Source organism: Actinoallomurus sp. CA-142502 (assembly GCF_050936355.1).
GTDB lineage: Bacteria > Actinomycetota > Actinomycetes > Streptosporangiales > Streptosporangiaceae > Actinoallomurus > Actinoallomurus iriomotensis.
The window spans coordinates 8,824,565-8,847,211 of sequence record NZ_JBNJMY010000001.1 but is presented as its reverse complement, the minus strand read 5'-3'; the positions used below and the strand labels follow the sequence as shown (position 1 = coordinate 8,847,211).

The window sequence follows — 22,647 nt, the reverse complement described above, 5'->3', positions numbered from 1 at the left end:
AAAACGCGCAGGTCGAACCTAGCGCCAGGTGTCGTTGACGGTCGCGGTCGTGCCGGTGCCCGTCGTGTAGGTGCGGTTCGGGTCGGACTCCCAGGTCACGGAGCCGTCGGTGTTCTTCTTGAGGTACTTGTACTGGAAGGTCGTGGCGGTCGGCAGCGTCACCGTGGCCGACCAGACGGGGTAGCTCGCCGAGGAGAGCGCGACGGCGTTCGCGGGCGCCCAGTTCCCGAGCGCGGGGATCGAGCCGACGACGAAGACGTTCTGTCCCCAGGTGGTCGTCGCGGTCTCGTCGAACGTCACGCGGATGCTGCCGGTGCCGCCGCCCTGGCCGGTCGCGGCCACGTCGATCGCGATCGCGGAGCCCGGGGCGACCTGGAAGGTCGCGTTGCCGGAGCCGTCGACGGTGACCGCCGTGCCGGTGCACGTCCCGCCCGAGACGCCTCCGCCGACGACGTCGCAGTACGTCCCCGCGGGCAGGCCGGTGGCGAACGTGCGGCTCAGAGTGGAACCGGAGTTGTTGATGGCCACGTAGCCCTTCGCGCCGCGGCCGAAGGCGATCTGGTTCGAGCCGTCGGACCACCAGTTCGTGACCGAGGTGCCCGTGACCGCGTTGTGCCAGCCGACCATGCCGCCGAGCGTGCGGTCGAGGCAGCCCTGCCAGCCCGAGGAGCAGTTCGTGCCGCTCACATGGCCGCTGGAGTCGGCCGGCGGCGAGTCGTCGGTCCCGTTGAAGTCGAACCCGGAGTACACCTGCGGCGTGCCGTATCCCCAGGCCAGCGAGAAGATGGTGGCGAGCCGGTACTTCGCGCCGTCCTTGTAGGACAACGTGCTTCCGTTCCGCTCGGTGTCGTGGTTCGCCACGAACACCACGGCCTTGTCGCTCGGCTCGAAGCCCCACGACCGCCCGAAGCTCTGCAGGTTGGCGATGCTGCCGTTGAACTGCTCCTTGAGCTTCTGGCCGTACACGAACTCCAGCAGGTCACCGGAGCCCTCGAAGGCGCCGGGCGCCAGGTCGCCGGAACCGCCGGGCATGACCTCCTGGTAGATGTAGGCGGACCTGGTGAGCCTGGACTCGATCGCCTTCAGGTCGGGTGAGCCGATGTGCTTGGCGGCGTCGACGCGGAAGCCGTCCACCCCGAGGCCCAGCAGGTCGTCGAGGTAGCCGGCGATCTCGCTCCGGACGTGGTCGGTCTCGGTGCGCAGGTCCGACAGGCTGGACAGCTCGCACTTGGTGACCTCGGTGAAGTCGTTCCAGTTGTGGATCTGGTCGTCCGACTCCGGGCAGTCGGCGGGGTAATCGTGGAAGTCGGCGGAGGAGTAGATGCCGGGATAGTTGTACTTGCTGAAGCTCCTGCCGCCGTACGTCGTGCTGCCCTGGCCGGTCATGTGGTTGATGACGGCGTCGGCGTAGACCTTCACGCCCGCGGCGTGGCAGGCCTGGACCATCGAGGTGAACTGCTGCCGGGTGCCCATCCGGCTGTTCACGTCGTAGTCACCGGGCTGGTAGACCTCCCACCAGGGGTGGCCGTCGCGGGTCAGAGAGTCCTCGGGCGGCGCGACCTGCACCGCGCCGTACCCCTGCGGGCCGAGCACGTTGGTGCACTCGGCGGCGACGGAGGGCCAGTTCCACTCGAAGAGGTTGGCGATCACGTCCTTGTCGCCGGGCGGTGACGCCGCGGCGGGTGTCGCCTGGACGGCGGGTACGGCCACGGCCGTCAGCGCGAGGGTCAGGGCGGGTAAGAGGCGGTTCAGCATGCGGGGCCTCCTGGGGCGAAGGGATGGCGGGGTCCCCGAAGACGTGGCGGCCGCTGTTTCGGCTGTGTGTCCAAGACGGTAACTCCGTCCTGAGCGCTCATCAATGTTTCAGAAAACTTGCGCAAGATGAAGCGGAGGATTCGGCGGCCTTACCGCAACGGACTGCCGTCCTGAAACGACGTTCGGCGGTAGATTCGACGCCGTGAGCACGCGCCTGGCGGACATCGCCGCCCAAGCCGGAGTGAGCGAGGCCACGGTCAGCCGGGTCCTCAACGGCAAGCCGGGCGTCGCGCCCGCGACCCGGCAGGCGGTCGTCGAGGCGCTCGACTCCTCCGGCTACGACCGCCCGGCCCGCCTGCGGCAGCCGCGTGCCGGCCTGATCGGCCTCATCGTCGCCGACCTGTCCAACCCGATCTTCCCGGCCTTCGCCGAGGTGATCGAGAACACCCTGGCGGTGCACGGCTACACGGCGGTGCTGTGCGCGCTGGCGCCCGGCGGCATCAACGAGGACGACTACACCGACCTGCTGCTGGAGCGCGGGGTGTCGGGCATCATCTTCGTGTCCGGGCTGCACGGCGACTCCCAGGCCGACCACGGCCGCTACCGGCGGCTCACCGACCGCGGCCTGCCGATCGTGCTGATCAACGGGTACACCGCCGAGGTCGACGCCACCTTCGTCTCCAGCGACGAGTCCGGCTCGATGGAGCTCGCCGTCGAGCACCTGGTGCAGCTGGGGCACCGGCGGATCGGCCTCGCGGTCGGCCAGGAGCGGTTCGTCCCGGTGATCCGCAAGACGCAGGGCTACCGCAAGGGGATGGCCGACCGGCTCGGCGTCACCGACGTGGACCGCTGGATCGCCAACACCATCTTCACGATCGAGGGCGGCGAGGCCGCGGCCCGCGAGCTGCTCGACGCCCACTGCACCGCGATCTGCTGCGGCAGCGACATGATGGCGATCGGCGCGATCCGCGCCGTGCGGCAGCAGGGCCTGCGGGTGCCCGAGGACGTCTCCGTCGTCGGCTTCGACGACTCGACGCTGATGGGCTACATCGACCCGCCGCTGACCACGGTCCGCCAGCCGGTGCGCGAGATGGCGCTGGTGGCCGTCCGCAGCCTCCTGGACGAGATCCAGGGCGTCGGGTCGCCCCACACGGAGCTGGTGTTCCGCCCGGAGCTCGTGGTCCGCCGCTCGACCGGTCCGGTCGCGGCCGACACGGAGTAGCGCATTTCACAAGTTTTCCGCAAGTATTTCAATCAGGCTTCACCGCTGTTACATTCTGCGCAACCCGAATCATGCTCGGGGGGTCACGCACGCTGTCGTCCTTGCGGGAGGAGTTGCGGAATGCGCGGTCGAGGAACGGTCCTGACTCAGCAGCAGTTCGCCGATCCGGCGGCCGAGTCCGCCCATCGCGACGCGCGATGGTGGCGCGACGCGGTCATCTACCAGGTCTACCTGCGCAGCTTCGCCGACGGCGACGGCGACGGCGTCGGTGACCTGCTCGGTGCCCGCAGCCGGCTGCGCTATCTGTCCTGGCTCGGCGTGGACGCGCTGTGGCTCACGCCGTTCTACCGCTCGCCGATGGCGGACGGCGGCTACGACGTGGCCGACTACCGCGCGGTCGACCCGGAGTTCGGCACCCTCGGCGACGCCGAGGCCCTGATCGACGAGGCGCACCGGTACGGGCTGAAGGTCATCGTCGACATCGTGCCCAACCACACGTCCGTCGCCCACCCGTGGTTCGAGAAGGCGGTCGACGCCGGGCCGGGCTCGCCCGACCGCGACCGGTACATCTTCCGCCCCGGCCGCGGCGACCTCCCGCCCAACGACTGGGAGTCCATCTTCGGCGGCCCCGCGTGGACCCGCCTGCCGGACGGCGACTGGTACCTCCACCTGTTCGCCCCCGAACAGCCCGACCTCAACTGGGAGAACCCCGAGGTCCACGCCGAGTTCGAGGACATCATGCGGTTCTGGCTCGACCGGGGCGTGGACGGTTTCCGCGTCGACGTCGCGCACGGCATGATCAAGGCCGAGGGCCTGCCGGACGCCGGGTACACCGGTCAGATCCAGATGCTCGGCCACGCCGAGCTGCCCTACTTCGACCAGGACGGCGTGCACGAGATCCACCGGTCCTGGCGGCGGCTGCTGGACTCCTACGGAGGCATCGCGGTCGCCGAGGCGTGGGCGCCGAACGCCGAGCGGCTCTCCCACTACGTACGCCCCGACGAGCTGCACCAGGCGTTCAACTTCCACTACCTGCAGGCCGGCTGGTCCGCCTCCGGCCTGCGGCGGGTCATCGACGACTCGCTCGCCGCGACCGGCCTGGTCGGCGCGCCGACGACCTGGGTGCTGTCCAACCACGACGTCCAGCGTCACGTCACGCGGTACGGCGGCGGCGAGGTGGGCCTGCGCCGGGCGCGCGCGGCGGCCCTGCTCACGCTCGCCCTGCCGGGCTCGACGTACGTCTACCAGGGGGAGGAGCTCGGCCTGCCCGAGGTCACCGACCTGCCGCAGGAGTACCTCCTCGACCCCCAGTGGGGCAACGGCCTCGGCCGGGAGGGCTGCCGGGTGCCGATTCCGTGGGCCTATGCCGAGCCGCCGTTCGGCTTCGGCCCGCCGACGGTGGAGGAGACCTGGCTGCCGATGCCGCCGGAGTGGCGCGAGCTCACGGTGACGGCCCAGTCCGGCGACCCGCGCTCGATGTTGCGGCTGTACCGCGAGGCGCTCCGGGTGCGCAGGGAGCACCCGGCCCTCGGCGACGGGGAGCTGCGCTGGCTCGACGCCCCGGAGGACGTCCTGCTGTTCGAGCGCGACCCCGGCTTCGTGTGCGCGGTGAACGTCGGCGCCGCCCCCGTACGGCTCGAGGTCGATGGAACGGTCCTTTTGACGAGCGCGCCGGTCGACGGTGGTGAGCTGCCGCCCGACACGGCGGTCTGGTGGACGCGCCCGTAGCCGTCCGAAGCGCGCGGACCGGTCACCGTATCCACGGTGGCCGGTCCGTTTTCGGTTGGACCGCGAGGCGGTGACCGGAGCGGCGACCACTTCCGAGAGCAGTGCTCTTGACTCGCGGGTATCTGCGGGTGCACACTGCTCTTAGTCGAGAGCACTGCTCTCATCTGATGAAGGAGCACCCATGGCCGCCGAACTCCGGGTCGTCAAAGGCAACAACCTCCTGGACCGCGCCACCCGCCGGCTGGTCAGCGGCCTGACGGGCATGGGGATCAGCCTGCTGGGCTCGCGCATCCTCTACGTCCGAGGACGCAAGACCGGCGAGTGGCGCACCACACCGGTCAACCTCCTCGTCCACGAGGGTGAGCGCTACCTCGTCGCCCCGCGCGGCCACACGCAGTGGGTCCGCAACATGCGCGTGTCGGGCGGCGGCGAACTCCACCTCGGCCGCCGGACCGAGGTCTTCACCGCCACGGAGGTGGCCGACGGCGACAAGCCGGAGATCCTGCGGTCCTACCTGCGACGCTGGAAGTTCGAGGTGGCCATGTTCTTCGACGGGGTCGGCCCGGACGCCTCCGACGACAAGCTGCTCGAGATCGCCCCCGGCTACCCCGTCTTCCGACTGAACTGAAACCGCCGCCCCGAGCGGCGCCGGGGATCGTCCGGCGAGGGGCTGAGCGGCCGCAGGTCGCCGGACAGACCACCGGACAGACCAACGGCGCGCGCAAGGGCGCCGGAGACCCCGGATCGGCCAGCCGCCCCAGTCCCCGCCCGCCCCAGTCCCCGCTCGTCACGGTCCCCGTCCGTCACGGTCCTTGCTCGTGACGGTCCCGGCCCGTCACGGTCCCCGCCGGTCGCGGTCCCGGCACATCGCGGTCCCCGCTAGTCACGGTCCCCGCTAGTCACGGTCCCCGCCGGTCGCGGTCCCCGCTGGTCGCGGTCCCCGCCGGTCGCGGTCCCGGCACATCGCGGTCCCCGCTAGTCACGGTCCCCGCTAGTCACGGTCCCCGCCGGTCGCGGTCCCCGCTGGTCGCGGTCCCCGCCGGTTGCGGTCCCGGCACATCGCGGTCCCCGCTAGTCACGGTCCCCGCTAGTCACGGTCCCCGCCGGTCGCGGTCCCGGCCCATCGCGGTCCCCGCTCGTCACGGTCCCCGCCGGTCGCGGTCCCCGCCGGTTGCGGTCCCCGTCCGTCACGGTCCCCGTCCGTCACGGTCCCCGCCCGTCACGGTCCCCGCCCGTCACGGTCCCCGTCCGTCACGGTCCCCGCCCGTCACGGTCCCCGCCCGCCACGGGGGCTCCAGCCCACTTCCATGGTCAAGCGTCGGGACTCCCCGTGGGAAGGCCCCTGGCCCGCCTGTGGATAACCCTACGGGCGGATAACCCCACGGGCCGAAACCCGCCTCCATATACTCAACGGTACGCAATGCGTTGCTTTTTACCCCCTGTTTAGGACATGTAAGCATTTGCCAGGCACCCGATATTAAGCTTTGCTTAGTGTGTGGACGAGGATGAGACACGGTCGACCGCGAGCGCGTTGCGCCAGGCGATGGGCCAGCTCGGCCGTCGGCTGCGTGCCGAGCGCGTCAGCTACGGCCTGAGCCGCAGCAGGTTGAGCCTGCTCAACCTGCTGGCGCTGAACGGCCCGATGACCGCCTCCGCGATGGCCGCCGCCGAGCGCCTGCAGCCGCAGTCGCTGACGCGGATGCTCTCCCGGCTCGAGGACGACGGCCTGATCGTCCGGCATCCGGACGACAAGGACCGCCGCCAGGTACGGATCGAGATCACCCACAAGGGGACCGCCGTGCTCGACGAGGACACCGTCAGGAGAGAGGCGTGGCTGGCCAAGGCGATGGCCGAGCGGCTCACGCCGACCGAACGCGAGCTGCTCCGGCTGGCCGCGGGCCTGATGGAACGGCTCGCCGATGGCTGAGCGCGGGGGCAGGCCGGGGGTGCGGGGCGGCTGGATCCGCCGGATGCTGCCGTTCGTGCTCCGGCAGCGCGGCAGCCTGGTCCGCACGTTCATCGCGGGACTGATCTGGGCGGGCGTGAGCACCCTGGTCCCGGTGGTCGAGCGTCACGTCGTCGACGACGTGATCCTGGCCTCCCGCGCCCCGCTCACGCCGTGGCTGGTGCTGCTGTTCGCCCTCGGCACGGTCGGGTTCGTGGCCGCCCGCACCCGCCGGTTCAACTCCTCCAAGGTCATGCTCGAGGTCGCGTACGGGCTGCGCGGCGCCATCCACCGCGAGCTGCAGCGGCTCGACCTGCAGGCGCACAACGGGATGGCCACGGGCCAGCTCGTCTCCCGCGCCAACTCCGACATCAGCCTCGTGCTGACGGTGCTGCGGGTCCTGCCGACGCTGACGAGCAACCTCGTGCTGATGGTCGCCTCGCTCGGCGTGATGTTCGCCTTCTCACCGCTGCTTGCGCTGATCAGCCTGGTCATCCTGCCGATCCTCGTCGTCGGCGCGTACCGCATGCGCACACGGCTCTACCCGGCGACCTGGGACATGCAGCAGCGGACCGGCGACGTCGCGCAGGTCGTCGACCAGGCGGTCACCGGCGTACGCGTCGTCAAGGGGTTCGGGCAGGAGCAGCGGGAGTTCGAGCGCCTCGCCGGCTCGGCGTCCGACCTGTACGGCTCCAGCATGCGGGCCATCCGCCTGTCGGCGCGCTACCAGCCGCTGCTGGAGTCGATCCCGACGTTCGGGCAGGTCGGCGTGCTGGCGCTGGGCGGCTGGCTGGCGCTCAACGACAAGATCACCGTTGGCACGTTCCTGGCCTTCGCCTCGTACCTGGTCCTGCTGATCAACCCCGCGCGCCTGATCGCGCGGATGCTCAGCGCCGCTCCGCAGGCGCGCGCCGGCGCCGAGCGCATCTTCGAGCTGCTCGACACGACGCCCGCGGTGACCGACGCGCCGGGAGCGCGTGAGCTGCCCCGCCTGCGCGGTGAGATCTCCTTCGAGAACGTACGGTTCGGCTTCTGGCGGTCCGAGCCGGTGCTGGACGGGTTCGACCTGCGGATCGCCCCCGGCGAGGTCGTCGCGCTGGTCGGGGCGTCGGGGTCGGGCAAGTCCACCGCCGCGCACCTGCTCCTCCGGTTCCACGACCCCCAGGAGGGGACCGTACGCGTCGACGGGCACGACGTCCGCGAGGTCACGCTCGCCTCGCTGCGCTCGCAGATCGGCATGGTGTTCGAGGAGAGCTTCCTGTTCTCCGAGTCGCTGCGGGACAACATCGCCTACGGGCGGCCCGACGCCACCGACGCGGAGGTGGAGGCCGCGGCGCGTGCCGCCGAGGCGCACGAGTTCATCACCCGCCTGCCCGAGGGCTACGACACGATCGTCGGCGAGCGCGGCCTGACCCTGTCCGGCGGCCAGCGCCAGCGGGTCGCCCTGGCCCGCGCCCTGCTGTCCGACCCGCGCATCCTCGTGCTCGACGACGCCACCAGCGCGGTCGACGCCAAGGTGGAGGAGAGCATCCACGCGACGCTGCGGCGTGTCCTTCACCGGCACACGACTCTGCTCGTCGCGCACCGCCGGTCCACGCTCCGCCTCGCCGACCGGATCGCCGTGCTCGACGCCGGCCGGGTGATCGACGACGGCACGCACGCCGAGCTGATGGGCCGCTGCCCGCTCTACCGGCGGCTGCTGTCCGGTGAGGGCGACGATCTGGAGCCCTCGCCGGGCCCGGCCGCACGCGCCGAGGCCGGGGACGGACACCGGCCGGGGTTGGGCGGGGCGTTCGCCCACGACGACATGCTCCGGCGCGTCTCGGCGCTGCCGCCCTCGCGTGACCTGCCCGAGGTGGACATCGCACGGGAGTCACAGCCGGAGTCGCGGTTCACGCTGTGGCGGTTCCTGCGGCCGTACCGCCTCCCGCTCGGCCTGGGCCTGCTGCTGGTGATCCTGGACGCGCTGGCCGGCGTCGCCGGACCGTACCTGTCCCGCGACGGCATCGACCAGGGCGTGCTCACCGGATCGCAGCGAGCGCTGTTCACGGCGGCGGGGATCTTCCTCGGCGTGGCGCTCGTGGACCTGGCGATCTCCCGCGCGGTCACGCTCGTGGCCGGGCGTACGGGGGAGCGGCTCATGTTCGCGCTGCGGATCCGGGTCTGGGCCCAGCTGCAGCGGCTGGCCGTGGACTTCTACGACCGTGAGATGGCCGGGCGCATCATGACCCGGATGACCACCGACGTGAGCGCGTTCTCCTCGTTGCTGCAGGACGGCCTGATCAGCGCGGTCGCGTCGCTGTTCACGTTCGTGGGCGTCGCCGTGGCGATGTTCGTCATGAGCCCGGTGCTGACGGGCGCCACCGCGCTCGTGCTGATTCCGCTGTTCGTCGCGACCGTGGCGTTCCGCCGGCTGTCCGCCGAGCCGTACCGGGAGGCGCGGGAGCGGATCGCGATCGTCAACGCCAGCCTCCAGGAGAGCATGGCGGGCGTACGGGAGTCGCAGGCGTTCACCCAGGAGAACCGCAGGCAGCGGGAGTTCAAGCGCATCACGCGCAGTTACACCGACGCCCGCCTCGCCGCGCAGCGCCTCATCTCGCTGTACTTCCCGTTCGTCGACTTCCTGTCCGACGTCGCGGCGGTGGTCGTGCTGGCCCTCGGCTACCACATGGTGCGCGGCCACTCCCTCACGCCGGGCGAGCTGATCGCGTTCGTGCTGTACGTCAACCTGTTCTTCTCCCCGATCCAGCAGCTCTCGGAGGTCTTCGACGACTGGCAGCAGGCCCGGGTGTCGATGGCCCGCATCCGCGACCTCATGGCCGAGCCGGTCGCGACGCCGGTCGCCGCCGCGCCCGTCGACCCGGGCCCGCTCCACGGGGCGATCCGGCTGGAGGGCGTGCGGTTCGGCTATCCGGGGATCGAGGAGGAAGCGCTGCGGGAGGTCGACCTGACGATCGAGCCGGGGGAGACGGTCGCGCTCGTCGGCGCCACCGGCGCGGGCAAGTCGAGCCTGGTCAAGCTGCTGGCGCGCTTCTACGACCCGCAGGGGGGCCGGATCGTCGTCGACGGCCACGACCTGCGCGACCTCGATCTGGACGCCTACCGGCGGCAGCTCGGGTACGTCCCGCAGGAGACCTTCCTGTTCCGCGGCACCGTGCACGACAACATCGCGTACGGGCGGCCGGACGCCTCCGCCGCCGAGGTCGAGCGGGCGGCCCGCGCCGTCGGCGCGCACGACCTGATCATGCGGCTGCCCGGCGGCTACGACCACGAGATCGCCGAGCGCGGCGCCACCCTGTCGGCCGGGCAGCGGCAGCTCATCTGCCTGGCGCGCGCCGAACTGGTCGACCCCGCGATCCTGCTGCTCGACGAGGCCACCGCCAACCTCGACCTCGCCACGGAGGCCCGCGTCACCCGGGCGATGAACAGCGTCGCCGCCGGGCGCACGACCGTACTGATCGCGCACCGGCTCCAGACGGCCCGGCACGCCGACCGGATCGTCGTGATGGCGCACGGCCGGGTGGTCGAGGACGGCACGCATGACCAGCTCCTGCGCGACCGCGGCCAGTACGCCTCCCTGTGGCAGGCGGCCTGACGGCCCGTATGGTGGTCGCGTGTTGGTGTTGAGCCTGCTCGGCGCGATCGCGGCCGCCGTGTGCTTCGGGGTCGCGAGCGTGATGCAGGCGGTGGCGGCGCGCACGACCCCGGTCGGGGCGGGCGTCGATCCCCGGCTGCTGGTCCGTCTCCTCCGGCGCGTCCCGTTCGTGCTCGGCACCGGACTGGACATCCTCGGCTTCTTCGCCGAGCTGGCGGCGCTGCGGTCGCTGCCGCTGTTCGTCGTGCAGGCGGCGGTCGCGGCCAACCTCGCGGTGACGGCGGTGGTCGCGGTCCGCGTGCTGCACGTACGGCTCAGCGGGTCCGAGTGGGCGGCGGTCGCGGCGGTCTGCGCCGGTCTGGCCATGCTCGGGCTCTCCGCGGGCCACGAGAACCCGGCGGCGGTCAGCCTGCGGTTCAAGCTGGTGCTGCTGGGGTGCGTCGTGGTGGTCGGCGTCGGCGGCGCCGTGGCGGGACGGCTACGGGGCCGGGCCCGCTCCGCCGTGCTCGGCCTGGCCGCGGGCCTCGGCTTCGGGTTCGTCGCGATCGGCTCACGCGTGGTCCGCAGCCTGGCGCCGTGGGACCTGCTGCGGGATCCGGCGATGTACGTCGTCGCGGCCGGTGGCCTGGTGGCGTTCCTGTTCTTCACGACGGCGCTGCAGCGCGGCTCGGTGACCGTGACGACGGGCACCGTCGTGGTGGCCGAGACACTGGTGCCCGCCCTCGTCGGCGTGCTGCTGCTGGGCGACCGCACCCGCCACGGGTACGTGGGCCTCGCGGCGGCGGGTTTCGCGCTCGCGGTGGCCGGCGCCCTGATCCTCGCCCGCTTCGGCGAACCGCCGGCGGAGCCGGCCGAGACCCCGGCCTCCCGGGGCTACGCCGGACGGGACTCGTAGACGGCGCCGGCGAAGGGCAGTGCGCCGCCGGTGTCGCGTTCGGACTGGGGCGCCAGGCCCGCCGAGACGGCCCAGGCGTCGACCAGCCCGGCGGGCCAGGGAGCCTGCCCGCCGGTGAGCAGGACGACCGTGCCGCCGGGGCTGACGGCACGGCCCAGCTCACGGACGGTGTGCCGGGGGAACGGGAACGTCTGCGGGTCGAGCCGGCAGACGAGCACGTGCGCGGCCGAGTCGGAGAACGGCAGGTCGATGCCGATGTTCGCGACGATCGGGGCGACCGCCGAACGCTGCCCGGCCCGGCGCAGCGCCCGGCGCAGGGCGCGCGCCCCGCGCCGTCCGGGCACGGTCGCCTCGACGGGCAGTCCGTCGACGACCAGCCGGGCGGCGAGGTCGTGCAGCTGCGCGCCGACCAGCCGGACCGGCCCGGTGCCGGCCGCCGCGGCCGTGGCGAGCAGACTGCCGAGAGCGACCTCGTCGAGCCGGCTCCAGCCGGTCTCGGCCGCCGCCGGGCTGTTCATGGCGTGTGGGGGGACGAAAGGGCGGTGTGGGGGTGGTGGGTCACCGAACCCCTCCTATGTCGCAAGTTTATGTGCAAGGTGCATACGTATCCTAATATGCGCCTTTCGGCCCGGCCAGACGAGATGCGGCCGACTTCGGCCTCATACAGGATGAGTTCATGCGGCACGTTGATGTGGCAGTGGCAGGACTCGGGCTCTCCGGGGCGGCGGTCGCCTGGGCGGCGACGCGGCGCGGGCACACGGTGGCGGCGTTCGAGGCGTACGCGCCGGGTCACCGGCGCGGCAGCTCGCACGGGCACGCGCGGATCTACCGTCGCGCCTACCTCGACCCGTTCTACGTCGAGCTCACCGGCCGGGCCGGGCGGCTGTGGGAGCGCCTGGAGATCGAGGCCGGCGAGCGTCTGCTCGACCGGGTCGGCGGCGTCGACCACGGGCCGGGCCGCGAACCGGAGCGCATGGCGTCGTTGCTGCGCGAGCACGGGGTCGCGGCCGAACTGCTCGACCCGGCCGACGCGGCGGTCCGCTGGCCCGGCATCCGGTTCACCGGCCCGGTCGTCCACGACCCGGAGGGCGGGGTCATCGACCCCGAGGCGACGATCGCCGCGATGACCCGGCTCGCGGCCACCGAAGGCGCCGCCGTCGCGCACGAGACGCCCGTACGCGACCTGGAGCCGGACGAAGACGGGGTACGGTTCCGCGCCGGCGCGGACACCTGGCAGGCGCGGACCCTCGTCGTGGCGGCGGGCGCCTGGACCGGTCCGCTGCTCGGCGGGCTCGTCCCGCTGCCACCGCTGACCGTCACCCAGCAGCAGGTCTTCTTCTTCGCGCCGCGCGAGCCCGGCCCCTGGCCGACGATCGTGCACGGCTCGTCGGAGGAGGCGCTGGAGATGTACGCGCTGCCCGAAGGACCCTGGGTCAAGCTCGGCGAGCACCTGCGGGGCACGGTCACCACCGCCGACACCCGCGACTTCACCGTGGACCCGGAGGCACGCGAGCGCGCGCTCGCGTACGCGCGGGAGTGGCTGCCCGGCGTCGACCCGGTTCCGCGCTCCGAGACGACGTGCCTGTACACCTGGGCGCCGGGGGAGGACTTCGTGCTCGACCGGCAGGGCCCGATCGTCGTCTGCTCGCCCTGCTCGGGGCACGGCGCGAAGTTCGCCCCGCTCATCGGCGAGCTCGTCACCGACCTGCTGGAGGGCGCACCGCCGATCGACCGGTTCGCCCTCCGGCCGCCGCGTTCCTAGTAGCTTTCCGGCTCATGGGGTTTCAACGGCTCGTCCTGGCCTGCGGCGTGGTGTTCGCGCTGACCGGATGCTCCTCGCACAGCTCGCACGCGCCGAAGGCGGCGCTGCCGACGGCGATCACCGTGCAGGCGGTGCAGCCGGAGAAGCGGCACGTTGCGATTCCCGCGACCTCCGGCGAGTCCGGTTATGCCGACGTGACGCAGTGGCCGGACGCGTGCGCCTTCGTATCCAAGGCGGAGCTGACGGCGGTCTTCCCGCAGGCGGCCGACATCTCCTTCGAGGCCCACGACGTCGATCTCAAGACCACCCGGGGGCGTGAGATAGGCGTCGCGAAGAAGGCGGACTGCACGATCGACCTTCTTTTCCCCGGACGCTTCACCGACAAGGCCGGGGCGACCTACCGATACGGGTTCACGTTCGACATCGGCCTCGACGGCGTTGGCGACCCGCAGTGGATGAAACACGACTACGACGAAGATCGCCGCGCCATGAAGGAAGCGGCCGGCGAGTCGTCACTCGGACCTGACGGAAAGTGGGCCAAGGGCTACTGGTCCGCCCGGCGTGATCTGGGCCCCGGTGAATGCTTCACCGATGACGGCACGTGGGAGTGCCACGAGAAACGAATGATCTTCAAGGTCGGGGTCCGCCTGTCCGGCATGCCGACCGGTGAGCACATGAACAGCAGGTTGCGCTTTGACGTCGCGGGGCAGGCGCCTCAGGTCGTGGACATGGTGGACCTCGACCTGGCGAACGAATCCCACCGCTTCGTCGTGCAGAACGTCGTCACCCGGCTCGTCCAGCTGGTCAGCGCCAAATCGACAAGTAGGTGACCGATCGGCCGTTCCGTCGTGAACGCTCGATCTTTCGGCCACACTGATCCCATGGACAAGGAACGGGTGGCCGCGTGGATCGACGGCTACGAGCGAGCCTGGCGTACCCCCGGCACCGAGCCGCTGGCCGGGCTCTTCACCACGGACGCCACCTACCGGCAGGGCCCGTACGACGAACCCCTGACCGGTCTGCCGGAGATCGAGGAGATGTGGGACGAGGAGCGCACCGGTCCCGACGAGGTCTTCGAGATGACCAGCGAGATCGTCGCGGTCGACGGTGACACGGCCGTGGTGCGGGTGGAGGTGACGTACGGCGAGCCGGACCACGAGGAGTTCCGCGACCTGTGGATCATGCGCTTCGCCGAGGACGGCCGCTGCCGCTCCTTCGAGGAATGGTGGTCCGCGCCGGACTAGGCCCTAGGTGTGCTGTCCGGACAGGTTGGTGACGCGGCTGGCTGGGGTTTGGCCGCCGATGCCGGTGTGGGGTCGGTGGTAGTTGTACCAGTCCAGCCAGTCGATGAGGACGGTTTGGCGTTCGGTTTCTGAGGTGTAGGGCTGGTGGTAGGCCCATTCCTCGGTCAGGGTGCGGTGGAATCGTTCGACCTTGCCGTTGGTCTGGGGCCGGTAGGGCCGGGTCCAGCGAGGGCTGATGCCCAGTTCGTCGCAGATGGTGCGCCAGGTGGTCTTGGTGTAGGCCCAGGCGTTGTCGGTCAGGACCCGTTGGATGGTGATGCCGCGGGCGGCGAACCACGCGGTGGCGCGGACGAGGAAGGCGGCGCAGGTGGCGGCGGTCTCGTCGGTGAGGGTTTCGGTGTAGGCCAGGCGGGAGTGGTCGTCCAGGGCGGTGTGCAGGTACAGGTAGCCGATGCCGGCACGTCGCTGGTTTTTGCGGCCGGCGGCGCGGCCCAGGGTCTTGTGTCCGCCGCCGTCGGGGATGCGGCCGAGTTTCTTGACGTCGATGTGGACCAGGTCGCCGGGGCGTTGGCGTTCGTAGCGGCGGATGGGTTCGCCGGTGGCGCGGTCACAGACCGCCAGGGGTGGCAGGCCGTGGCGGGTCAGGATGCGGTGAGCGGTGGAGGGCGCGATGCCGGTGCGGGCGGCCAGCCGGAGCGGGCCGATGCGGTGCGCCCGGCGCAGCGCGACCACGTGTGCCTCGATTTGTGGTGGGGTTCGGCGCGGGCTGTGGTGCGGGCGGCTGGAGCGGTCATGCATGCCGGCGGCGCCCAGTTGCCGGTAGCGGGTGGCCCAGCGTGCGGCGGTGGTGTGGCTGACGCCGAAGCGTTCGGCGGCCCGGCGTAGTGGCCAGCCGTCCTCAACGATGCACTGGGCCAGGCGCAGGCGGCCGGTCGGGGTCAGCGGGGCATTACGGTGGGGCATGAGGGCCTCCTGGACGTCGGTGCAGATGTCGCAATCCACACCGAAACCAGAAGGCCCTCCCCTTGTTCAAGAACCACCCAGGGCGTGTCGCCTGTCACCAACGTCCCCGGACAGCACACCTAGGAACCCGCGCCTCCGGGAGGGACGACCGGCAGACCCGACGGGGCGCCCGCCTCGATGAGCTTGGTCAGCGCGTCGGTGTCCAGATGGTGTTCGACGAGGTCGCCGAGGGCGTCGAGCTGGGCCTCGCGCAGCGCGGCGAAGTCGGTGTCCGGCGCGGGCGTGAAGTCGCGTCCCGCCGTACGCGCGACGTCGGTGAGGAACGCCCGGCGGAAGCCGTTGTTCTCCAGGGCCCCGTGCCAGGTCGTCCCCCACACGGAACCCTCGCGGCAGCCGTCGAGGAACGGCTCGCCGCCCTCCACCGCGACGATCCCGTGGTGGATCTCGTACGCCTCCACCGGCTCGCCGTACGCCGAACCGGCCGGCCGGCGCAGCGTCTTCTCCGGGGCGAACTCCACGCGCGCCGGCAGCAGGGACAGCCCCGGGACGGCGCCGGCGCAGGACTCCACGTCGTCGAGGATCTCCCGCGCCATCATCTGGTAGCCGCCGCAGATGCCGAGTACCGGCTGCCCGGCGCGGGCGCGGCGGACGATCTCGGCGGCGAGACCGCGCTCGTGCAGCCAGCCGAGGTCGGACACGGTGGCGCGCGAACCGGGCAGCACGACCAGGTCGGCGTCGGCGAGCTCGCCCGGCGTCGTGGCGTACGACACGACCACGCCGGGTTCGGTCGCCAGCGCGTCCACGTCGGTGAAGTTGGAGATCCGCGGCAGCCGTACCACCGCCACGCGAAGGGTCCCCTCGCCCGCGCGCGGCGCCGTACGGCGTCCGTCCAGGGCCAGGGAGTCCTCGACGTCGAGGCCGAGCCCCTCCAGCCAGGGCAGCACGCCGTAGACGTCCCGGCCGGTCAGCGCGCTGATCTGGGCCAGGCCCGGAGCGAGCAGCTCTGGAGCGCCGCGGAACTTGTTGATGACGAAACCGGCGACGAGCCGCTGGTCCTCCGGTTCCAGCAGCCCGACCGTCCCGTACAGTGCGGCGAACACCCCGCCGCGGTCGATGTCGCCGACGACGATCACCGGCAGCTCGGCGGCGCGGGCCAGTCCCATGTTCGCCAGGTCGCCGCGCCGCAGGTTGATCTCGGCGGGGCTCCCGGCGCCCTCGCAGATCACCACGTCGTACTCCGCGCGCAGCCGGGCCAGGCTCGCCGCGACGACCTGGCGCAGCCGCGCCCGGTGTTCGCCGTATCCCAGGGCGTCCACCTCGGCGACCGGGCGGCCGAGCACGACGACCTGGCTGCGGCGGTCGGAACCGGGCTTGAGCAGCACCGGGTTCATGTCCGCGGTCGGTTCGACGCGGGCGGCGGCGGCCTGCATGACCTGCGCCCGCCCGATCTCCGCGCCGTCGGCGGTGACCATGGAGTTCAGCGACATGTTCTGCGCCTTGAACGGCGCGACGCGTACGCCCTGGCGGGACAGCCAGCGGCACAGCCCGGCCGTCAGCACGCTCTTGCCCGCGTCGGAGGTCGTCCCGGCGACCAGCAGCGCGCCCTTCACCGGCCACGCCCGAACGCGAGACGGACACCCGCCGCGAGGCCGGCGGCGGCGAGGCCGACCGCGCGGGACAGCCGGACGGCGCGGCGGATGTCATCGGGCTCGGGTGGACGGCCGTCGCCGAGTGCGGGCCGGTGCTCGACGCGGTCGCCGTAGACGTTGACGCCGCCGAGCCGCACGCCGAGCGCGCCGGCGAAGGCCGCCTCGCAGCGGCCGGCGTTCGGGCTGGGGTGCGCGGCGCCGTCGCGGCGGAGCACGCGGTACGCCTCGCGCGGCGAGCCTCCGACGAGCGGCGCGCACACGACGGTGAGCAGCCCGGTGAGCCGGGCCGGCACCCAGTTGGCGACGTCGTCGGCGCGCGCGGCGGCCCAGCCGAAGTTGGCGTAGCGGGGGCTGCGGTGGCCGACCATCGCGTCCAGCGTGTTGACCGCGCGGTAGCCGAGCAGGCCGGGGCCGCCGAGAAGGGCGCCCCAGAACAGCGGCGCGACCGCGGCGTCGGAGGTGTTCTCGGCGACCGACTCGACGGTGGCGCGCGCCAGCTCCTTCGCGTCGAGGGCGTCGGGGTCGCGCCCGCACAGGTGCGGCAGGCGGGCGCGGGCGGCCTCGACGTCGCCGGCCTCCAGGGCCGCCCGCATCGCCCGCCCCTCGCGCGCCAGGGAGGTGCCGCCGAGGACCGCCCAGGTCGCGGCGGCGACGGGCCCCGTACGGCCCCGGCTCGCCGCTCCGAGCCCGGCCGCGCCGAGGACGCAGAGCCCGGCGAACACCGCGCCGCGGACCTTGGAGTCGCCGTACAGCCGGCGTTCGAGGGCCGCCGCCGCCCGCCCGAACGCGGCCACCGGATGGCCGCGCCGCGGATCACCGGTCAGCGCGTCCAGCGTGGCCCCGGCCACCAGACCCCGAGCGATCGTCATGGGACGACCTTAGAGCGACCGGCAACAGGAAACACCTGAGGCGTCGCGCTTCGGTCAGCCGACCGGCGGCCCCTGGCGCTGCCGGGTGGCGCGCGTTGGCGGCCGGAGCAGCATCCACCGGTGCCCGAACGGGTCGACGATCACCGAGCCGCGACCGTAGGGCTGGTCGGCCGGCTCCCGCTCCACCGAGGCGCCGTGGCTCCGGGCCCGCTCGGTCGTGGCGTCGACGTCGTCGACCTCCAGGTGGAGTGTGTGGCTGAACGTCGTGGGGGAATCGGGCGCACGCACGGGCACGTCGGGCCAGAGGTCGGAGGCTTCGGCGAACATCAGCACCGCGTCGCCGATGCCGACCTCGGCGTGGCCGATCGTGCCGTCCGCGTTGACATGGGGCTCGCCGCGGCGCTGTGCGCCGAATACCTCGACGTACCAGTCCATGGCGCGGCGGGCGTCGGACACGACGATGTAGGGGGTCAGCGCCGGAGGCCGGGCGGGCTCGCGCTCGACCGGGGCCGCGACGGTCTGTTGGGACATGGTTCCTCCTGGGTGTGCGAGGACCTCCCGGGTCAGCCGCAGCCGCAGGCGCCCGGCGAAGTCGGGATCGGGATCGACCGGCGTGATGGGCTCGCGCAGAGCCTCGAACGGATCCGTCATCGCGAGCCCTCCTCTCCCTCATGGATCCGGCGGAACGCGGCCCGGGCCCGGACCAGCAGCGCCTCGGTGGCGTGCACGGTGCGGTCCAGGTGCCGGGCCACCTCGGGCACCGGCAGCCCGTCGAGGTAGCGCAGCGTGAGCGCGGCCCGGTGGTGCGCGCCGAGACGGCCGAGCACCTCACGAGCCCGGATCCGGTCGACGGCCGTCTCCCATGGGTCGTCGACGCGGGCCGGCTCGGCGTCCAGCAGGCGCAGCCCGCGTTGCTCCCGCTCGACCCGCCGCCAGTGGTCGGCGAGTTTGTGCCGGGCAACCCCGATCAGCCACGGGATCGACGGATCGGGCGCGCCCGGTTTGCGGCTCGCGTGCACGGCGGCCAGGAACGACTCGGCCGTGAGGTCCTCGGCCAGGCCGGTGTCGCCGCAGCGGGCCAGCAGGTAGCCGTAGACGTGCGGCAGCGCATCGTCGTACAGCTTCAGCAGCCCGAACGCCGGGTCGGGCCGAACCTGCGGGTCCGTCACACTTTCATCGTCGTCCGGGCAGCCGACGCTCCAACGGGTCAGTGCCGAACTTTTTCCGACCGTGGGTGCCGAACATCGTGCGCCGGGTGATGTTGTCACGGCTGGTCGGCGGGCCGGTCGTCGTAGGCCGCGCGGGCGGCGTGGACGCGGGCCGCGTTGGTCAGGGACCAGTCGGCGATCGCGGTGGTCAGGGTGCCGGCCTCGACGCCGAGGTCCGTGAGCGCGTACTCGACGCGCGGGGGGATGGTCGGGTAGACGGTGCGGCTGATCAGCCCGTCGCGTTCGAGGTTGCGCAGCGCCTGGGTGAGGGATTTCTGGGTCACGCCCTCGATGCGGCGGCGCAGCTCGGTGAAGCGCAGCGGCCGCTCGTGACGCCGGAGCAGGCCGAGGACATAGAGCGACCACTTGTCGGCCAGCACGTCCAGCACGGTGCGCGACGGACAGTCCTTCACCGCCAGATCTCTCCCGAGGAGCACCGGGCGGCGATGATCCGAGTAGGCGTGCCCGAGACCGTCCCGGCCTCCAACGCCCAGGTGTTCGGCCTGATCGCCGAAGGCGATGCGGCGTGGCTGTCCGACGACGTGGCGTCGATCACCGGCAATCCGCCGCGCAGCCTGCACGCCTTCATCGCCGATCACATCACCGCCTTCACGATCAGCCGTTTCCGTCACCGATGAGTTCCTGAAGCCTTCCCAGCGCGCGGGCCCCGGCGATGACGTCCGCGTAGTCCCGGCTGTGCCGGATCAGGCCGTCGCGGATGGTCATGACCACGATGTAGGCGCTCGACAGCCGTTCGCCGGACTCTCGTACCCGGCGGTGGAGCGTGAACTCGGCGACGACGACTTCGGGGTCCGTGGTCTCGTGCACCGTCACCTGGTCGACGCCCTCGATCCGCCACACCTTCTCGGCGGACTTGAAGCGCGTGCGGAAGACCTCCCGCCCCTGCGACGTGCGCGGAATCCCGGGCGGCGCGAACGGGATCTCGATCACGGCGTCCTCCGCGTAGAGGTCCGCCAGCTCGTCGTAGGCGCCGCGCGAACTGACCTCGAGAAAGCGGCGCGTGACCTCCAGCGCGGACCGCGCGGCGGTGGAGTCCTGCATCGACATGACGATTTCCCTCCCGGGCGACTAAAGCGGAACGATCGCCCCGCTTCGACGGGGAAGATACGGAACGCACGCCCCGGTTGTCAACGAGAGGACGGTAGGGTGAGCGGATGACGGGCGACAGAGGCGCCGCGCCGATGCGAGCGGACGCGCGGCGCAACCGTGAGCGCGTGCTGAAGGCGGCCGAGGAGATGTTCGCCGAGCAGGGGATCGCCGTGCCGCTCGACGAGATCGCCCGCCGCGCCGGCGTCGGCGCCGGCACCGTGTACCGGCACTTCCCGACCAAGGAGGCGCTGTTCGAGGCGGTGATCGCCGGCCGCGTCGAGGCCCTGCTGGCCGACACCGATCGCCTGCTCGCCGACGAGGATCCGGGCACGGCGTTCTTTCACTTCTTCGACCACAAGGTCAGGCAGGCCTCGCTCAACAAGGCGCTGTCCGACGCGCTGGAGGCGTCACGAGGAGTCCGCTACGGCAGCCCGCGGACGCATGAATCCTTCTGGCGGCTGGTCGACGACCTACTCGCCGGCGCGCAGCGGGCCGGCGCGGTCCGGCCGGATCTGGACCGCGACGACGTGAGGGCGCTCATGGTCGGCTGCATCCGCGCCGTCGACCAGGTCACCGACCCCGCGAAGGTCGATCACCTCATCCAGGTCATGACCGACGGCATGCGCGTGAAGCATGAATAACCGTGATTTAGTCACAGTCAAGCCTTTAAGTTAGGAAATTATCGACTTACCGTCACATCGAATACCCGCCAGAAAGGGGTTCGACGTGGCCTGGATGAAGCGAGGCGGCCTGCTGGCCGCGGTGAGCGCCGGCATGATCATGCTCGGCGCGACGGCCGCGGACGCGGCGACCGGAACGGTCAACACGAGCGGCACGGCTCTTTCCGTACGCTCCGGCGCGGGCACGAGCTACCCGACGGTCGGCAGCGTGGCGGACGGGAAGTCCGTCACCATCAGCTGCCAGACGCGCGGCACGACGATCACCGGCACGTACGGCACGAGCAGCGTCTGGGACAAGATCACGAGCCCGGCCGGCTACGTCTCGGACGCCTACGTCTACACCGGGTCGGACGGCACCGTCGCCCCGCCGTGCGTCACCACGCTGACCGACGACTACCCGTACAAGTCCGACTCCTCCAGCCAGGCGGACCCCTGGAACTTCTACAAGCGGGAGTGCGTGTCGTTCGCGGCCTGGCGGATCCGCCAGCGGCTGGGCGTCGACTTCACCAACTCCTACCGGGGCGTGCACTGGGGCAACGCGATCAACTGGGACAACGCCGCGGCCTCCGCCGGGGTCAAGGTCGACCACACCGCCAAGGTCGGCGCCATCGCCCAGTGGAACACCGGCACGTACGGCCACGTGGCCTACGTCGCACGGGTGAACAGCGACGGCACTATTCTGCTGGAGGAGTACAACTACCTGAGCGCGCACAACTACGACACCCGTACGGTGAGCGCGAGCAGCGTCGGGAACTACCTCCATTTCTGACCCGACCGGAGGAGGATCGTGACTCCTCCGTTCCCTGAGGGGAGCGGCTTCTCGCTAAGCCGCTTGCGCAGCGTCGCGAAGGGCAAGCCCTGCCCTCAAGATGTTGATCGCCGCGTTGATGTCGGCGTGTGCGGTGTGCCCGCACGCCGTGCATCGGAACACGGCCTGGGTGGTGCGGTTGTCCTTCGCGCAGTGCCCGCATTCGGCGCATGTGCGGGAGGTGTTGGCGGGGTTCACCGCGATCAGCTGTCGACCGGCGCTTTCAGCCTTGTGCGACAGGATCGTCAGGAACACCCCCCAACCCGCGTCCAGGATCGAACGGTTCAGCCCGGATTTGGCGGTGGCGCCGTTGGGCAGGTGGCCGCCGTCGCCGTCCGGTCGAGGTGCTGCTCGTTTGGTCATGTTGGTGATCTTGAGCGCTTCGTGGACGATCACGTCGTGGTCGCGGACCAGTGTGAGCGCGGCCTTGTGTGCACTGTCGAGGCGTTGCCGCCGCACCTTCGCGTGCAAGGCGGCGACACGGGCGACGGCCTTACGCCGCCGCCGACCGCCTCGTTTCTTGCGGGCGAGGTCACGCTGTGCCGCCGCGAGACGGCCGGCGGTCAAAGCCAGGTGACGCGGGTTGGCCAGATGCCGGCCATCACTGGTCGTGGCCGGCGACGCGACTCCCAGGTCGATCCCGGCGACCGCGCCCGTCGCGGGCAGCGTCCCGGCGGGTACGTCGTCACACGAGAGCACGACGAACCAGCGGGCGCCTTCTCGCTTCACGCTGATCGTCTTGACGGTGCCCAGCACACGCCGGTGCTGGTGGACCCGCACATGCCCGATGTCCTGCAACCGCACGTAGGTCGCGGTCGGGTGGTGGGGCTGGGAGTCCCACCGGCCCCCGTCGCCGTCCTTGGGCCACTCGACGGTGTTGAACCGGCCCCGTCCCTTGAAACGGGGGAACCCCGGCGTACGGCCTGCTTTGAGGCGGTCGAAGAACGCACGAAACGCCTTGTCCAACCTGTGGAGCGTGGCCTGCTGGGAGGAGAACGACCACCGTCCCTGACCATCGGGGTCGCCGGCGCGGATGTGCTTCAACTCCGCCGACTGATCGCCGTACCGCACCCTCACCCCGGCTCTGCGGTAGGCCGTACGACGGTGTTCCAGAGCGGCGTTGTACAACTCCCGATGGTCATCCAGGCACTGCCTGAGCGCTATGGCCTGCTTGCCGGTGGGGCGCAACAAGAACTTGAACGACCTACGCACAC

At 71.6% G+C, this 22,647-nt stretch carries 22 protein-coding genes; 12 read left to right on the top strand and 10 right to left on the bottom strand.

The annotated features are described in order from the left end of the window. Positions 1–18 precede the first annotated feature (18 nt). Positions 19–1,755 carry a carbohydrate-binding module family 20 domain-containing protein gene (locus tag ACQEV1_RS41265; RefSeq protein ID WP_433401971.1) on the bottom strand — a complete coding sequence of 579 codons (1,737 nt, stop codon included), beginning with the start codon at positions 1,753–1,755 and terminating at the stop codon, positions 19–21. A gap of 202 nt (positions 1,756–1,957) precedes the next feature. On the opposite strand from ACQEV1_RS41265, the gene ACQEV1_RS41260 reads away from it, so the two are divergent. The 6 genes from ACQEV1_RS41260 (at position 1,958) to ACQEV1_RS41235 (ending at position 11,140) form a co-directional block, all read left to right on the top strand. Beyond that, on the top strand, positions 1,958–2,977 hold the full coding sequence (locus tag ACQEV1_RS41260) for a LacI family DNA-binding transcriptional regulator (protein WP_285574053.1): 1,020 nt from the start codon (positions 1,958–1,960) through the stop codon (positions 2,975–2,977). Positions 2,978–3,097: 120 nt separating this feature from the next. Further along, complete coding sequence (locus ACQEV1_RS41255; protein ID WP_433401969.1) at positions 3,098–4,705, top strand: glycoside hydrolase family 13 protein; 1,608 nt, start codon at positions 3,098–3,100, stop codon at positions 4,703–4,705. A 181-nt stretch (positions 4,706–4,886) separates the two neighbouring features. Beyond that, a complete protein-coding gene (locus ACQEV1_RS41250; protein ID WP_433401967.1) occupies positions 4,887–5,333 on the top strand; it encodes a nitroreductase family deazaflavin-dependent oxidoreductase in 447 nt (148 codons plus the stop codon). Positions 5,334–6,200: 867 nt separating this feature from the next. Beyond that, entirely contained in the window at positions 6,201–6,632 is a 432-nt protein-coding gene (locus tag ACQEV1_RS41245) for a MarR family winged helix-turn-helix transcriptional regulator (protein ID WP_285574062.1), read from the top strand. Further along, a complete protein-coding gene (locus ACQEV1_RS41240) occupies positions 6,625–10,245 on the top strand; it encodes an ABC transporter ATP-binding protein (protein ID WP_433401965.1) in 3,621 nt (1,206 codons plus the stop codon). Before ACQEV1_RS41245 ends, ACQEV1_RS41240 begins: the two co-directional genes overlap by 8 nt. Before the next feature lie 19 nt (positions 10,246–10,264). Next, on the top strand, positions 10,265–11,140 hold the full coding sequence (locus ACQEV1_RS41235) for a hypothetical protein (RefSeq protein WP_433401963.1): 876 nt from the start codon (positions 10,265–10,267) through the stop codon (positions 11,138–11,140). Here ACQEV1_RS41235 and ACQEV1_RS41230 read toward each other — a convergent pair. Beyond that, the gene (locus ACQEV1_RS41230) at positions 11,119–11,658 is read right to left on the bottom strand and encodes a hypothetical protein (RefSeq protein WP_285630876.1); all 540 of its coding nucleotides are present in this window, start codon (positions 11,656–11,658) and stop codon (positions 11,119–11,121) included. The two genes, ACQEV1_RS41235 and ACQEV1_RS41230, sit on opposite strands and share 22 nt — an antisense overlap. 158 nt (positions 11,659–11,816) lie before the next feature. Between ACQEV1_RS41230 and ACQEV1_RS41225 the strand changes: the two genes are divergently transcribed. The 3 genes from ACQEV1_RS41225 to ACQEV1_RS41215 are packed head-to-tail and all read left to right on the top strand — an operon-like array spanning position 11,817 to position 14,146. Then, positions 11,817–12,902: an FAD-dependent oxidoreductase gene (locus ACQEV1_RS41225; RefSeq protein WP_433401961.1), complete on the top strand. Its 1,086-nt coding sequence runs from the start codon at positions 11,817–11,819 to the stop codon at positions 12,900–12,902. A 47-nt stretch (positions 12,903–12,949) separates the two neighbouring features. Further along, positions 12,950–13,732: a hypothetical protein gene (locus tag ACQEV1_RS41220; protein WP_433401959.1), complete on the top strand. Its 783-nt coding sequence runs from the start codon at positions 12,950–12,952 to the stop codon at positions 13,730–13,732. Between the two features lie 51 nt (positions 13,733–13,783). After that, entirely contained in the window at positions 13,784–14,146 is a 363-nt protein-coding gene (locus tag ACQEV1_RS41215; protein WP_285630880.1) for a YybH family protein, read from the top strand. A gap of 3 nt (positions 14,147–14,149) precedes the next feature. Here the strand turns inward: ACQEV1_RS41215 and ACQEV1_RS41210 are convergent, their stop codons facing one another. The 6 genes from ACQEV1_RS41210 to ACQEV1_RS41185 form a co-directional block, all read right to left on the bottom strand. Next, positions 14,150–15,109 (bottom strand): IS481 family transposase, encoded by a 960-nt coding sequence (locus tag ACQEV1_RS41210; RefSeq protein ID WP_433393274.1) that lies wholly within the window; start codon positions 15,107–15,109, stop codon positions 14,150–14,152. A 119-nt stretch (positions 15,110–15,228) separates the two neighbouring features. Further along, positions 15,229–16,719 carry a cobyric acid synthase gene (locus ACQEV1_RS41205; protein WP_433401957.1) on the bottom strand — a complete coding sequence of 497 codons (1,491 nt, stop codon included), beginning with the start codon at positions 16,717–16,719 and terminating at the stop codon, positions 15,229–15,231. Next, a complete protein-coding gene (locus ACQEV1_RS41200) occupies positions 16,716–17,627 on the bottom strand; it encodes a cobalamin biosynthesis protein (RefSeq protein WP_433401955.1) in 912 nt (303 codons plus the stop codon). Before ACQEV1_RS41200 ends, ACQEV1_RS41205 begins: the two co-directional genes overlap by 4 nt. A 54-nt stretch (positions 17,628–17,681) precedes the next feature. After that, on the bottom strand, positions 17,682–18,278 hold the full coding sequence (locus ACQEV1_RS41195) for a VOC family protein (RefSeq protein ID WP_285630887.1): 597 nt from the start codon (positions 18,276–18,278) through the stop codon (positions 17,682–17,684). Next, positions 18,275–18,796, bottom strand: a complete 522-nt coding sequence (locus ACQEV1_RS41190; protein WP_433401953.1) for an RNA polymerase sigma factor — start codon at positions 18,794–18,796, stop codon at positions 18,275–18,277. The genes ACQEV1_RS41195 and ACQEV1_RS41190 overlap by 4 nt, the downstream gene beginning before the upstream one ends. A 95-nt stretch (positions 18,797–18,891) precedes the next feature. Beyond that, positions 18,892–19,248: a winged helix-turn-helix transcriptional regulator gene (locus tag ACQEV1_RS41185; RefSeq protein ID WP_433401951.1), complete on the bottom strand. Its 357-nt coding sequence runs from the start codon at positions 19,246–19,248 to the stop codon at positions 18,892–18,894. A 48-nt stretch (positions 19,249–19,296) separates the two neighbouring features. Between ACQEV1_RS41185 and ACQEV1_RS41180 the strand changes: the two genes are divergently transcribed. After that, positions 19,297–19,473, top strand: a complete 177-nt coding sequence (locus ACQEV1_RS41180) for a hypothetical protein (protein ID WP_433401949.1) — start codon at positions 19,297–19,299, stop codon at positions 19,471–19,473. Here the strand turns inward: ACQEV1_RS41180 and ACQEV1_RS41175 are convergent. Continuing rightward, positions 19,451–19,903, bottom strand: coding sequence for a nuclear transport factor 2 family protein (locus ACQEV1_RS41175; protein ID WP_285630900.1), 453 nt, complete (start codon positions 19,901–19,903; stop codon positions 19,451–19,453). The two genes, ACQEV1_RS41180 and ACQEV1_RS41175, sit on opposite strands and share 23 nt — an antisense overlap. A gap of 107 nt (positions 19,904–20,010) precedes the next feature. Between ACQEV1_RS41175 and ACQEV1_RS41170 the strand changes: the two genes are divergently transcribed. Beyond that, positions 20,011–20,586, top strand: coding sequence for a TetR/AcrR family transcriptional regulator (locus ACQEV1_RS41170; protein WP_433401947.1), 576 nt, complete (start codon positions 20,011–20,013; stop codon positions 20,584–20,586). Positions 20,587–20,680: 94 nt separating this feature from the next. Next, on the top strand, positions 20,681–21,394 hold the full coding sequence (locus ACQEV1_RS41165; RefSeq protein WP_285631132.1) for a CHAP domain-containing protein: 714 nt from the start codon (positions 20,681–20,683) through the stop codon (positions 21,392–21,394). Between the two features lie 54 nt (positions 21,395–21,448). Here ACQEV1_RS41165 and ACQEV1_RS41160 read toward each other — a convergent pair whose 3' ends face one another. Then, entirely contained in the window at positions 21,449–22,645 is a 1,197-nt protein-coding gene (locus ACQEV1_RS41160; protein WP_433401945.1) for an RNA-guided endonuclease InsQ/TnpB family protein, read from the bottom strand. Positions 22,646–22,647 lie beyond the last annotated feature (2 nt).

Coding starts and splice junctions, on each gene's coding strand:
- ACQEV1_RS41265 (WP_433401971.1), bottom strand. CDS start 1,755: ATGCTGAACCGCCTCTTACCCGCCCTGACCCTCGCGCTGACGGCCGTG.
- ACQEV1_RS41255 (WP_433401969.1), top strand. CDS start 3,098: ATGCGCGGTCGAGGAACGGTCCTGACTCAGCAGCAGTTCGCCGATCCG.
- ACQEV1_RS41250 (WP_433401967.1), top strand. CDS start 4,887: ATGGCCGCCGAACTCCGGGTCGTCAAAGGCAACAACCTCCTGGACCGC.
- ACQEV1_RS41240 (WP_433401965.1), top strand. CDS start 6,625: ATGGCTGAGCGCGGGGGCAGGCCGGGGGTGCGGGGCGGCTGGATCCGC.
- ACQEV1_RS41230 (WP_285630876.1), bottom strand. CDS start 11,658: ATGAACAGCCCGGCGGCGGCCGAGACCGGCTGGAGCCGGCTCGACGAG.
- ACQEV1_RS41225 (WP_433401961.1), top strand. CDS start 11,817: ATGCGGCACGTTGATGTGGCAGTGGCAGGACTCGGGCTCTCCGGGGCG.
- ACQEV1_RS41215 (WP_285630880.1), top strand. CDS start 13,784: ATGGACAAGGAACGGGTGGCCGCGTGGATCGACGGCTACGAGCGAGCC.
- ACQEV1_RS41210 (WP_433393274.1), bottom strand. CDS start 15,109: ATGCCCCACCGTAATGCCCCGCTGACCCCGACCGGCCGCCTGCGCCTG.
- ACQEV1_RS41200 (WP_433401955.1), bottom strand. CDS start 17,627: ATGACGATCGCTCGGGGTCTGGTGGCCGGGGCCACGCTGGACGCGCTG.
- ACQEV1_RS41195 (WP_285630887.1), bottom strand. CDS start 18,278: ATGACGGATCCGTTCGAGGCTCTGCGCGAGCCCATCACGCCGGTCGAT.
- ACQEV1_RS41175 (WP_285630900.1), bottom strand. CDS start 19,903: ATGTCGATGCAGGACTCCACCGCCGCGCGGTCCGCGCTGGAGGTCACG.
- ACQEV1_RS41170 (WP_433401947.1), top strand. CDS start 20,011: ATGACGGGCGACAGAGGCGCCGCGCCGATGCGAGCGGACGCGCGGCGC.
- ACQEV1_RS41165 (WP_285631132.1), top strand. CDS start 20,681: ATGAAGCGAGGCGGCCTGCTGGCCGCGGTGAGCGCCGGCATGATCATG.